Source organism: Paenibacillus sp. FSL L8-0708 (assembly GCF_038009325.1).
Taxonomy (GTDB): Bacteria; Bacillota; Bacilli; order Paenibacillales; family Paenibacillaceae; genus Paenibacillus_AQ; species Paenibacillus_AQ odorifer.
Genome location: NZ_JBBPBC010000001.1, coordinates 2,911,374 through 2,924,818 on the forward strand (window position 1 = coordinate 2,911,374; position 13,445 = coordinate 2,924,818).

At 43.4% G+C, this 13,445-nt stretch carries 9 protein-coding genes; 7 read left to right on the top strand and 2 right to left on the bottom strand.

Annotated features, from left to right (window positions below):
- The first annotated feature begins 154 nt into the window (after positions 1-154).
- A complete protein-coding gene (locus NYE58_RS13555; protein ID WP_341002057.1) occupies positions 155-1,228 on the top strand; it encodes a glycosyltransferase in 1,074 nt (357 codons plus the stop codon).
- 706 nt (positions 1,229-1,934) lie between these two features.
- Positions 1,935-2,063 carry a hypothetical protein gene (locus tag NYE58_RS13560; RefSeq protein WP_256715861.1) on the top strand — a complete coding sequence of 43 codons (129 nt, stop codon included), beginning with the start codon at positions 1,935-1,937 and terminating at the stop codon, positions 2,061-2,063.
- 88 nt (positions 2,064-2,151) lie between these two features.
- Here NYE58_RS13560 and NYE58_RS13565 read toward each other — a convergent pair whose 3' ends face one another.
- Complete coding sequence (locus NYE58_RS13565) at positions 2,152-3,762, bottom strand: response regulator transcription factor (protein ID WP_076193819.1); 1,611 nt, start codon at positions 3,760-3,762, stop codon at positions 2,152-2,154.
- Positions 3,763-3,776: 14 nt separating this feature from the next.
- Positions 3,777-5,501: a cache domain-containing sensor histidine kinase gene (locus tag NYE58_RS13570; protein ID WP_341002058.1), complete on the bottom strand. Its 1,725-nt coding sequence runs from the start codon at positions 5,499-5,501 to the stop codon at positions 3,777-3,779.
- 256 nt (positions 5,502-5,757) lie between these two features.
- Between NYE58_RS13570 and NYE58_RS13575 the strand changes: the two genes are divergently transcribed.
- From NYE58_RS13575 to NYE58_RS13595, 5 genes are all read left to right on the top strand, one after another.
- Positions 5,758-7,362, top strand: a complete 1,605-nt coding sequence (locus NYE58_RS13575; RefSeq protein ID WP_341002059.1) for an extracellular solute-binding protein — start codon at positions 5,758-5,760, stop codon at positions 7,360-7,362.
- An 82-nt stretch (positions 7,363-7,444) separates the two neighbouring features.
- The gene (locus NYE58_RS13580; protein WP_036689753.1) at positions 7,445-8,368 is read left to right on the top strand and encodes an ABC transporter permease; all 924 of its coding nucleotides are present in this window, start codon (positions 7,445-7,447) and stop codon (positions 8,366-8,368) included.
- A gap of 17 nt (positions 8,369-8,385) precedes the next feature.
- Positions 8,386-9,309 carry a carbohydrate ABC transporter permease gene (locus NYE58_RS13585; protein WP_081387666.1) on the top strand — a complete coding sequence of 308 codons (924 nt, stop codon included), beginning with the start codon at positions 8,386-8,388 and terminating at the stop codon, positions 9,307-9,309.
- Positions 9,310-9,357: 48 nt separating this feature from the next.
- Positions 9,358-10,962 carry an extracellular solute-binding protein gene (locus tag NYE58_RS13590; RefSeq protein WP_341002060.1) on the top strand — a complete coding sequence of 535 codons (1,605 nt, stop codon included), beginning with the start codon at positions 9,358-9,360 and terminating at the stop codon, positions 10,960-10,962.
- A 22-nt stretch (positions 10,963-10,984) separates the two neighbouring features.
- Entirely contained in the window at positions 10,985-13,402 is a 2,418-nt protein-coding gene (locus tag NYE58_RS13595; protein ID WP_256716678.1) for a glycoside hydrolase family 31 protein, read from the top strand.
- Positions 13,403-13,445 lie beyond the last annotated feature (43 nt).

A 13,445-nucleotide genomic window follows, 5' to 3' on the forward strand; every position in this document is an offset into this window, starting at 1 on the left:
TGGAAAGTTTCTTACATAACCTTTATATTTCTGAAGTTCTTCATGATCGGGCGGGATAGAGAGGGAGTCCGTTTCTTAAACCCTGCATATCAATATAGAAAGAATTTCAAACAAAGCGTGTAGGAGGGCGAGTATGGTTACGATTAGTTTATGTATGATAGTACGAAATGAAGAAAAAAGCTTGCATAGATGTTTGTCTACCATTGCAAGTCTCGTAGATGAAATTGTTATCGTGGATACAGGCTCGACGGATAAAACGAAAGAGATTGCGTTGTCCTTCGGAGCTGTAATTTATGATTTTGAATGGATTGATAATTTTAGTGCCGCACGTAATTTTGCCTTTAGCAAAGCTACTCAGGAGTACATTTTGTGGCTTGATGCGGATGATTATATAAAGGAAGAGGATCAGATTCTTTTTAAAAAACTAAAAGAAATCCTGCCAGGACATATTCACAGTGTGAACATGCAATATAATCTGGCTTTTGACGAAGCGGGAAATGTCACAGCTAGTTTACGCCGCAACAGGCTGGTTCGGCGCAGCTGCAACTTTCAATGGATCGGGCCTGTTCATGAGTATTTAGAGGTAAGTGGTCCTTCTTTTAGTAGTGATGTCTGCATCACACATGAGAAAGATAAGGAATACACAGATCGTAATTTACGGATTTATCAAAAACGTGTTGCACTGGGTGAAGTATTTTCGCCGAGAGACCAGTATTATTATGCGAATGAATTAAGGGATCATGCTATTAATGAAGAGGCTTGCAAATACTATGAGATTTTCTTAGCGGGTGGGCAGGGCTGGATTGAAGATAATTTCCAGGCTTGCCTAAAGCTTGCCGAATGCCGGGAACGGCTGGGGGATAAAGACGGTGCATTTGAAGCGTTATGTAAAACCTTGCAGTATGATAAACCACGGTCAGAGTTCTGTTGCCGACTGGGGGCACTTCTGCTGGAAAAAGGCCAGTTGCATCCAGCCGCATACTGGTATGAGCTAGCGATTCAGCTACCGCGGGATAACGATTCGATGGGGATGAAGAATGGAATCTTTTATACCTGGCTGCCGCATCTTCAACTGGCACTTTGTTATGATCGTCTCGGCCAATACGAGAAGGCGAATCATCACAATGAAACGGCGTTGAGTTTTTATCCATCCCATCCTAGTATGTTATACAATCGCACCTATTTCAAAAATCTGCTTGGCGATAAATATGTAGCGCTCCAGGTTTAATTTAGTAAAAGAGATGCCCCAGCCGTTCTGATTATGACTGCTGGGGCATTAATGCGTTTTTTGGAGCTTGCAAGATTACTGGCAGTGGGGAACCTTCCCGTGATCCCCGGCAAGCTTCGCTGATTGGGTCCAGATTTCCGCGTAGGAAGTAGTTATCGGACCCAGCTGACCTTAAAAGCTGCTATATGGCACATTTGGAATTCTAACGGACCGCATAGTCGCTATTGACCTGAAACACACTCGATTTGGAGCAATATCTCAGGAATAGTTGCACTGGAGTCCGAAACTGTGCTCAAAAGGCGATAAATGAGCAAATAGCGTCATCTGAGTCCGGAAGCATCAGAAGGGAGAGAGTGAAGCGGATAGTTACTGGCGGAGTTGTGCTGTTCCCTTGATCCCCGTCAAGCTTCGCTGATTAGCTCCAAATTTCCGCGTACGAAGTAGCTATCGGACTCAGCCGACCTTAAACGCTGCTATATGGCACATTTGGAATTCTAACGGACCGCATAGTCGCTATTGACCAGAAACACACTCGATTTGGAGCAATATCTCAGGAATAGCTGCACTGGAGTCCGAAACTGTGCTCAAAAGGCGATAAATGAGCAAATAGCGTCATCTGGGTCCGAAAGCACCTGGGGCGAATGGTTACTGGATGTAAGAGTAAGGTCAGGGGTGTAAGATTCCCGGTAGCGAAGGAGTAAAGGCATTGCGGATGATTACTGTGTGTAAGAGTAAGCTCGGCGTAAATGACTCCGGCAGTGTAGGAGTACAGGCGTGGCGTATGATTACTGGGCGCAAGAGTAAGCTCGTAGGTGGATCATTATCAGCAGCGTAGGAGTAAAGGTAGACAGTAATTAATATTCAGAAGATATCCCAAAGAGGGTAACCCAGCATCCATGAACTAGATGCCGGGTTACCCTCTTTTAGTAAGCTGGATTGTATTGTTGTTCCTTTTTATAATCGTTTGGAGGGAGACCTACTTCTTGTTTGAAAAGCTTGGAGAAATAGGAGTAGTTGCTATAGCCGACTTTGTTCGCGACGGTATATACAGACATATTTGTGGTTTCTAATAGATGTTTCGCAGCAGCGATTCGGACGTGGATGACGTAGCTTCCTAATGAAACCCCAGTTTCTCGTTTGAATATCCTCGCCAGGTAATCAGGATTGAGATAAACAATTTCAGCCAAATCATTTCGGGTCAGATCATCGCCGTAATGTGAATGAATGTATTGTTTGATTTCTTCTGCGACGGACTTAGGCTGGGCAGCAAAGTCACGATATTTCATGGCTGTAGTGACAAGGTATTTAAGATATTCTTCCATATCCTCGATTGAATCCAAAGAGTGCATAGATAATTTATCATTAGTTTTGCCAGAGTATAATTTGTGCGATCGTATCCCTTTCAGATTGAGAAATGAATAGACTAGCTGAACTACATCTAAACGGAACAAGCTAAGGACAGAGGTCTCAAGTGTTCTATTGTTAAGCATGACCTTTAAATATTGTGTAACTTCTTCAAGAAAAGCAGTGAATTTATTCTGGTTCAGCAGCTCTTCCAAATAGGCAAGATCCGGTGGTGTATAGCCCGGTTTATTTTGCTGCAGATAAGCCTCCACCAAAAAGGTCTGATTTCTGCATCTCGTAATTTCTTCATCCATAGTCAGGGATTGTTTTAGAACATTCCCTACATTACTCAGTTTATCGTATAAGCCAATATTGCAGCAGACATCACATTTTAAATAAGGATTCGCCTTTTGAATAAAAGAAGAACATAATGCTTCAAGCCGTTGCGTGTCTGGTGCCTGGTTCCATTTTAAAATGGCGATCCAGTTATAATCTCTATATTCCAGAATGCTTTCGATGGTAAAACAAGGGTGCTGAAACAATTCGTACAATACATTTAGCAGGGCAAAATCAAACAGATCCTTTTCTTCTTTTCCCATGCTGCCATTGTAAGGGAATAAGTTAAATATCAAAGGCTGTAGAGTATCGCTCATTTGATAGGAGAGGTTTTGTTCTTCAATGGCATGTGTGATGTCTGCCAACTTAATCGGAAATGATGTACTGCCACTGACTAGCTTCCGCCAAAAATGCTCAAGAATCTTCGCCTGATTTTTTTGCCAAAAGTAACCGCCCTGAATGGCTTTTTCGTTTTTTTGCTGCTCTTTTGCTTGGGTGACCGCCTTTTGGATGATCAACATCAGCTTGTCAAATTCAATGGGTTTGAGGAAATATTCAAAGCTCTGCAATTCGATTGCTTTCTGCGCATAGTTGAAATCTGCATAATTGGTAAGAAGAATAGTCTGAATACTATAATTTCCCTCGCGAATCCATGCCAGTAATTCCAGTCCGCTGCCCTGCGGCATTTCAATATCTGAAATCAGAATTTGAACAGAATGCTTTTCTATTATTTCACGTGCTTGAGCGACATTATTAGCCGTATAAACGGTATCAATGTGGAGTGATTCCCAATCTATTTTCTTTTGCAATGCGGCAATAACATAAAAGTCATCATCAACAAGCAGTACATTCATAGTTTGCTCTCCATTCATTTAGATTTATCAGGAAGTTTCGGAAGATATAAGATTACACTAGCGCCGCCGCCCTCCAAATTGGAGAAGGTGACGGTTGCTCTTTTTAAATATAGGTACTCTAGTCTTTTAAGCGTATTCATAATGCCGATTTGCGTACCTTTACTTTGATCCAAGGGCTCTCCAAGATTAAGTTTCTCTAACACCTGAGGTGGAAAACCGGGACCGGTATCGGTGAGCTGGATAACGAGTATTTCTTCTTCCTGCTCCATCTGTAATCGTTGTACTGTAAGTCTGATCTCGGCTTCATGTTCGCGTGAAATCGCATATTTAATTGAATTTTCGATAAAGGTTTGCAGCACTAACGGTGGAATTTCCACACTGCCTGCCTGATCCTCTTGTTCGATGTAATAAATAAATGCGTCCTGATAACGTTGCTTTTGAATCTCCAAGTAGGTTCGGACATGCTCGATTTCATCCTCTAACCGGACAAAATTCTCGCCATTCTGAAAAATGTAACGGAAATACTTAGAGGTAGACAACGTCATATTTTCAATTTCTTTATACATATGAATTTGCGCCATGCTATAGATGCTAGTCAGACAGTTTAAGAAAAAGTGTGGTTTAATCTGTAGCTTCATATAGTCCAGCTGTATTCTTTGTTTCTCCAGTTCCTGCTCGTACATAGCGATTTTAAAGGTTTTGATTTGTTCAACCAAGCCTTTAAACTGAGTGTTTGCCTGTTCCAGCTCTATAATCTCACTGCTTTTGAAATCTGCGGGTTGCCCAGACTCATTAATGAAAGCAAGGTTATCGGAGAAGCTTTGAATCGGACCTAACACTCTTTTTTTGAAAAAGAGCAGAACAATGCATAACGTGGAGGTCACAATGAAGAACAATAACATAATAAGCAGCTGGGCAATCATGATTTTTTCGAATATGCCATATTTAATGACCATTTTGGTGCTGAAGGTGGTGTCTGAGAATGCGCTGTTGATGGTTGTACGCGATTGGAAAAGATTGGCGAATCCCCCATTTTCCGTTATTAACGTACCGCTATTGGAGATCGGACTGGTTAAAGGCTGTTCATTCTCATCTACTAGAGAAACATAACCATTGGCGCCAAGATTAATTTGGCGTAGCGGCCGGATCAGATTATCTGCGGAGATCAGTCCAATTAAATAACGATTGTAATAGGGCACGATATTAATTACATAATAATGGTTGTTCACAAGAATAGGCGTCCATTTGGAATAAAACTTCTCATACATCTCCTTATCATCAATATAAGAAATAATCTTCTTTTTCAGCTCCCTGTAATCCGTATAGGTTACGCTGATCGGTGCACAATTCAAAAAATAGGTCTCATTTTTCAAATAGTAGAAGAAGTTATACTCATGCCCGTAGTTTTTTTGCAGCTCGGTAAAGCGTTTGAACAGATTATCATTTGCTTTTAAGAACTCGATACTGTTGACCCCGTAAGTATTCATCGTTAGTAAGCTCTCATCGTTCCCAAGCGTCCAGCCCATATAGTGATTAATGTAGGCAAAATCATGATTAATACGATTGATGTAAAGTGCCGCAGTATCCTGCAAATTTCGAGTGGACTGCTGCTTAACGATGGAAATGGAAGCGATGCTGATTCCTAAATCCAGAATAAGGACTGTGAATGAAACTAACATCATGACTTTTATATAATGGCGAATGGGGTAGGTTTTGTGTTTCGCTGTTTTTTTGATCATAAAGTCATTATAAAACCTCTGCGTGAAAAAAACATAAGAACTCGCTATCGATTCCCCTCAAAGTCCGGATAGCACATACAGAAGTCGGGATACTGTTATTAAATCTCCCCAAGTAGAGCATTTAGCTTTTGTATTTTTTGTAAGCGAATTCAAAGGTCTGGATAACCGTCTTAATGTGTCCGGAATACGAAAAAATAAGAAGTTATTATAAAGCTATTCAGATGCATTTTGATAAATTGAAATGGGGGATTAAGAGATGAGTCAACACAGTAAGAAAAAAACTGCAAAGAAATGGACTGTGGGTCTGCTGGCGGCTGCGATGGTATTTGGAATTGCTGGCTGCGGCGGTAACAACGGGAATAATGCAGCGACAAATGAAACGAGCAGCTATAACAAAGAAGGTCTGCCGATTGTGAATGAGCCTGTGACACTTAAAGTGCTGACTGTCCGTTGGGGGAGTATGGGGGACACCTTTACGCAAAACCAATGGCTGAAGGATCTGGAGAAAAATACGAATGTCAAAATCGATTGGCAAGTAATGTCCTCCAATGACTGGGGTGAGCAGAAGTCCATTATGCTGGCAAGTGGCACGCTTCCGGATATCGTTTTGGGAGATCAAACCTTTGGGGATGCCGATATCGTAAATAATCTGAGCTTTTTCCGGCCGCTTGATGATTATATTGAGCAAAATATGCCTAATCTCAAAGCAGCTATGGAAGAAACCCCAGAAATGAAAAAAATCAGCACATTTCCTGACGGGAAAATCTACTCCCTGCCAACAAGACTTCCTGCACGTCCAAAAAGCTCACGTCAGCCTGTGATTAACAAGACCTGGCTGGACAAATTGGGCTTGAAGGTGCCTGAAACGATTGATGAGCTTTATAACGTGCTCAAAGCTTTTAAAGAACAAGATCCGAATGGGAATGGAAAACAAGATGAGATTCCTTTTATTGAAATTGGTAATGACTTGATTAGTCCTTTCGGAATTGCCGATTTGAATAACAATAATATGATCATCAAGGACGGAAAAGCGATATATTTTCCTGTTTCAGAAGAGTTCAAAGAAGGTCTCAAATGGGAAAATAAATTGTATGCGGAAGGCTTGCTAGATAAAGAGGTATTCACTCAGGACGACACGATGAGATCGGCTAAGTTCCAGAATCCGGATGCTCCAATTGTAGGCTTTACGTACCAGTGGACTCCAGACGCCGTGTTTGGAAAATGGAGCGATCAATATGTGACGATTCCACCGATTGCCGGACCAGATGGTAAACGTTATACGATCGGGAATCCGATTGGGATGAATCTTAACCGTAATGAGCTGCTGATCACTACATCCTGCAAATATCCTGAGGTTGCTGCACGTTGGGCAGATCAGTTCTACACTGACGAAGCGAGCATTCAGAATTTCTGGGGTGCGATTGGAACGGTTATTAAGAAAAACGATGATAGCACTTATACGTTGATGGATCCACCAGCTGGAACCAGCGCAGATGCTTGGTATTGGGATCAATCGCTACGTGATTTTGGACCGAAATATGTGAGCCCATCCTTTGAATCGAAAATTGTCCTGAACCCTGAAAGTGGAGATGGACTGAAGCTGCAGCTGGATAAGCTGGGCAGTGAATATGTAACCACACCTTTCCCTAACGTAATGTACACTTCTGAGGAGTTCGAGGAGCTGCCAACCTTGACTACGGATATCGACAGCTATGTGAATACTATGCGGGCGCAATTTATTAGCAAAGGCGGAATTGACGAGGGCTGGGATGCTTATGTGAGCAAGCTTAATAAAATGGGACTTGAAAAGTTAGTTAAGATTCGCACGGATGCTTACAGCCGTTATATGAACGTGAAATAACCTATTCGTCTTTCGAAAAAGGTGCTGCCCTGCAGGATAGCTGTGGGGTAGCATTCTCTATTTTAAATAAGGAGGGGATGTCATGAAATCTGGTCCACTTCATTTCGGGCGGAAATTCGGACAAATCAAACAAAATTGGGGTCTCTATCTATTGCTTTTTCCTGCTGTAGTTCTGACGTTATTATTCGCGTACAAGCCAATGTACGGGGTGCTGATTGCTTTCAAGGATTATAGCCCGGCGTTGGGAATTGGAGGCAGCCCTTGGGCTGGATTCAAGTACTTCGAGAAATTTTTTCATTCCTATCAATTTTCATCAACGATTAAAAACACATTGATCATCAGTGTGTACAGTCTGATTACCTTTCCGATTCCAATTATACTGGCGCTGATGGTTAACCAGATGAGACCTAACCGGTTCAGACGTTTTTTCCAGACGGTGTCCTATATGCCGCACTTTATCTCCACAGTAGTAATGGTGGGTTTAATGATGATTTTGTTCTCACCTAGCACCGGACTGCTGGGCAATATATATAGTCTTTTTGGAAAAGAGGCTCCTGATCTGATTGGCTCTGCTGGATTATTCAGCAGTGTATATGTTTGGTCGGATGTGTGGCAGCATGTCGGCTGGGACAGCATTATCTTTATCGCTGCGCTCTCCGCAGTTGATCCTAGCTTGTACGAGGCGGCAACCGTAGACGGAGCAAGCCGGATGCATAAAATTCGTTATATCGATATTCCGATGCTGATGCCAACAGCGATAACCTTGCTTATTTTGCGGGTCGGTGGATTGCTTGGGGTTGGTTTTGAAAAAGTGTACTTAATGCAAAATGACTTGAACATCACTTCAAGCGAAATTCTTTCTACTTATGTCTACAAAATTGGCTTGCTCAGCAGTCAATACAGCTTTTCCTCGGCGATCAACCTGTTCAACACCGTTATTAATTTTATTTTATTGATCATGGTCAATCAGATTTCTAAAAAACTAAGCGAAAATAGCTTGTGGTAGAAGGGAGGAGTATTGAAATGGGAGGTTTAGAGACAGTTACTAAAGGGAATATGGGGAAAATAAAGAAGAATCGTTCTTCGGATACTATAATGGAAATAGTGATGTATGTTATATCAGCAATTTTTCTAGTTATCTTAATTTATCCGCTATATTTTATCGTCATTGCTTCGTTCAGTGATCCTTCCGCGGTGGCGGGGGGGCAGGTTTGGTTATTTCCTAAAGGGTTCACCTTCGATGGTTACAAAGAGCTGCTGCGTCATGAAAATATTTGGATCGGTTACTGGAATACCATCATGTATACGGTGGTAGGGACGGCAATCGGTTTAATTGTAAATATTTCTGCGGCCTATGCGTTGTCCAGAAAGGATCTTGTGGGGCGAAAATATCTTTCCCTGTTTTTCATCTTTACGATGTTTTTTAATGGGGGGTTAATTCCGACTTTTCTAACGATCCGTGATTTCCATCTGTACGACACATTTCTGGTGATGGTACTGCCTTTCTCCGTTGGGGTGTTTAACATTATCGTTGCCCGCACCTTTTTTCAGTCGAGTATTCCGGGAGATTTATGGGAAGCTGCACAGATCGATGGTTGTGGAAATCTTCGATATTTTGTACAGATCGTTTTGCCACTATCGAAGGCGATTATTGCCGTGCTGGGTCTATGGATCGCCGTTGGTTACTGGAATTCATATTTTAATGCCTTGATCTATTTGAAAAATCCTAATATGTATCCCTTGCAGCTGATTCTGCGAAATATTCTGATCACCAATCAGATGCAATCGGGGATGGGAACCGGGGAAGCTGCGCAAATCGCACTACGACTCGCCAATATGATGCGGTATTCTGTTATTATCGTGGCAACGGTTCCGATTATGTGTGTGTACCCCTTTGTACAAAAATACTTTAACCAAGGGGTAATGATCGGCGCAGTGAAGGAATAGTACATTCGGCTATTCTACTAACATTCATTCGTAAGGAGCAAGAACGTTATGAAAAAGCAACAAAAAAACAGGATATATAGAACAATCACCGTCATTCTTTTAGTGACAACGTTGCTTGCTAGCCTTACTGCCTGTAAAGGGAGCAATGGGGTTAATTCTGTTGAACCTGAGCCGGGCGGATTTAACAAAGAAGGATTGCCGATAGTGGATAAGCCTGTGACGCTGAAAGTACTCACTGTCCGGTGGGTAAGCATGGGAGATTCTTTTACCGAGAATCAATGGCTCAAGGATTTGGAGAAGAACACGAATGTCAAAATCGAGTGGCAGGTGATGTCCTCCAATGATTGGAGTGAACGGAAGTCTATTATGCTGGCCAGCGGCACACTTCCAGATATCATTTTAGGGAGTCAGACCTTTGGAGATGCGGATATCGTCAATAATTTAAGCTTATTTCGGCCGCTAGATGATTATATTGAGCAAAACATGCCTAATCTCAAAGCAGCTATGGAAGAAACACCGGAAATGAAAAAAATCAGCACCTTTCCTGACGGGAAAATCTACTCGCTGCCTGCAAGATTACCCTCACGTCCTAAAAGCTCACGTCAGCCTGTGATTAATAAAACCTGGCTGGACAAATTGGGTTTGAAGGTACCGGATACGATAGACGATCTTTATAACGTGCTAAAAGCATTCAAAGAACAAGATCCGAATGGAAACGGAAAACAGGATGAGATTCCTTTTATCGAATTAAGTAATGATCTAATCAGTCCTTTCGGAATTGCAGATTTGAATAATAACTTCATGGTGGTCAAGGACGGAAATGCGGTTTATTACCCGATTTCAGAGGAGTACAAAGAAGGGCTCAAATGGGAGAGCAAATTGTTTAAAGACGGATTACTTGATAAAGAAGTATTCACTCAAGACGAAACGATGAGATCGGCAAAGTTTCTAAATCCGGATGCCCCAATCGTAGGCTTCTCTTATCAGTGGACGCCAGACGCTATGTTTGGCAAATGGAGTGATCAATATGTGACCATTCCGCCAATTGCTGGACCAGACGGGAAGCGCTACACCGTTGGGAACCCGTATGGGATGAATCTGGAACGCAATGAGCTGTTGATCACCACATCCTGCAAGTATCCAGAAAGTGCTGCACGCTGGGCGGATCAGTTCTATACCAATGAAGCCAGCATTCAGAATTTCTGGGGTGCCATTGGAACGGTGATTAAGAAAAATGACAACGGTACGTATACATTGATGGACCCTCCAACCGGCACCAGTGCGGATGCTTGGTATTGGGAACAGTCACTCCGGGATTTTGGGCCGAAATATGTAAGCCCAGCTTTTGAAAAGACCATCTTTCTAAATCCTAAAACCGGAGATGGACTGAAGCTACAACTCGATAAGCTGGGAAGTGACTATACAACACCACCTTTCCCCAACGTAATGTACACTGCAGAAGAGTTTCAGGAGCTGCCGACCTTGACCACCGATATTGATAGTTACGTCAATACAATGCGTGCTCAATTTATAATCTCAGGTGTTATTGACGAGCAGTGGGATGACTATGTGAAGCAGCTACGGGGGATGGGCCTCGAAAAGATGGTGAAAATTCGGACAGATGCTTTCAGCCGTTATATGGGCGTTGAATAACAAGAAATGAGGTTTTTACTTGATGGGAAATATAATGAAAGAGCCAACCCCTTTGGCGGCCCAATTAAAGCTGCATTCTGAACCAGGCAGTAATGCTGACGCGATTATTCAGGGGGAGTGCTATCGGTTCACTGTCTTAACTCCGGAGCTTATCCGGATGGAATATAGTGAGGAAGGTTTTTTCGAAGATCGGGCGTCGCAGACCGTTGTGAATCGCAATTTCCCGGTTCCAGAGTTCCGCGTAATGGATCTGGGGAATAAACTTGAGTTGATTACGGAGCGCCTGCATTTAACTTATGACAAGCAGCCTTTCTCCCGGCATGGTCTCAGTGTTCGGGTGAGAAACGAAGCGGGTCACCTAATGAGTGTCTGGAATTATGGAGATACAGTCCAAGATTTGGGAGGAACAGCACGTACACTGGATAATGCAGATGGTGCCATTCCGCTGGAGTACGGACTACTTTCACGTGCGGGGTATACGTTAGTTGATGATAGCACCTCCCTAGTACTGGAAGAGGATGGACGGGTCGAGCTACGGGCGTTGGCTGGCCTCGATGTTTATTTTTTTGGATACGGTCATGATTATTTGCACTGCTTGAAGGATTTCTATCACCTTTGCGGTCGTACGCCCCTATTGCCACGTTATGCCCTTGGCAACTGGTGGAGCCGTTATTACCGATATTCAGAAGAAGAATACAAAGCGTTAATGGAGCGGTTTGAGCTCGAGCGAATTCCGTTTTCCGTCGCTGTTATAGATATGGATTGGCATCTCGTCGATATTGATCCGCAGTATGGCAGTGGCTGGACGGGTTATACCTGGAACCGGGAACTGTTTCCGGAGCCTCAAAGATTTTTGGCATGGCTGCATGAAAAAGGTCTTCGAGTAACGCTCAACGTACATCCAGCAGACGGTGTACGGGCGTTTGAAGATCCTTATCTGGCCATTGCTGCGGAGATGGGGATGGACCCGGAAAAAGGGGATGCTGTGGAATTTGATATTACGGACCCGGATTTTTTACAGGCATACTTTAAGTTTCTGCATCATCCGCTAGAGGATGAAGGTGTGGACTTCTGGTGGATTGATTGGCAGCAGGGTGGAGTGACTAAAGTACCGGGACTAGATCCGCTTTGGATGCTGAACCATTATCACTATCTGGATAGCGGCCGGCGAGGCAACCGGCAGATTACTTTTTCCCGTTATGCAGGTCTTGGCAGCCATCGTTATCCTGTGGGCTTCTCTGGAGATACCATTGTCACTTGGGAGTCGCTGGATTTCCAGCCATACTTCACAGCCAACGCCGCCAACGTGGGATATGGTTGGTGGAGCCATGATATCGGGGGCCATATGAATGGTTATTTAGACGATGAGTTGGCAATGCGCTGGGTGCAATTCGGTGTGTTTTCACCTATTCTGCGGTTACATAGTTCTGCTAGTGCCTTTAACAGCAAGGAGCCATGGCGATTCAATAAGATTGCGGAAGATGTGATGAAGGATTGCCTGCGCTTGCGGCATAGTTTACTTCCCTATCTGTACACCATGAATCGCTATGCCAGCCGCGATAGTCTTCCGTTAATCCGACCGATGTATTATCATCATGCGTTGTCGAATGAAGCCTATGAAGTGCCCAATGAATATTATTTCGGAACGGAACTTATTGCCTGTCCGATTACACAGCCGGTCAACCCAAAGGTAGGCGTTGCCGAATTTAAGGCTTGGTTACCTGAAGGGATTTGGATAGATTTTTTTAACGGAAGAGTGTACGACGGTGGCAGAAAGCTTTCTCTTTATCGCAATCTTGAGAATATCCCTGTATTAGCTAAAGCGGGTGCTATTGTGCCCATGGCAGATCTGACGCAATTTACCTCTTCAGTGGATAATCCGAAGCATATGGAGGTCCGTGTATTTGCGGGAGGAAGGGGTCATTTTCATCTCTGGGAGGATGAGGGCGATACTGCGGAGGATCAGGATGATCAATGGTGTGATACAGAAATGATCCTGGAAATGGGGGATAGAGCCAGCTTCAAGATTCTCTCTGCTAAGGGAAATACAAAGGTTGTGCCTGAGCGGAGATCGTGGAAGCTGTCCTTTGTTGGTTTTGCTGATACGAAGGTACAGGTATTCGCTGGCGGCACAGAAATCGAAGCAAACATGGACTATGATGAGGCTACACATACGCTTACGATCATGATTTCGGATCAAGCGGTAGAGCATTCATTGGAGGTAACGTTCACAGATGCCCGGATTGCGGTGAATTCCGTAGATGATGAGGTGTTCAGCCTTCTGAACCGTGCGCAAATTCTATTCCAATTGAAAGAGCAAATTTACCATGTAGTCAAAGCAGCAGTAACGCCGATGGCAGCCCTGGCTTCTCTTGCCTCGTTGGATCTTGAACATACACTGTATGGAGCGTTATGCGAAATACTGTCGGCAAGACTTTAAGAAAAGGAGGTTCTCTCTGTGCGCTGGCATAAAGAGAACCTCT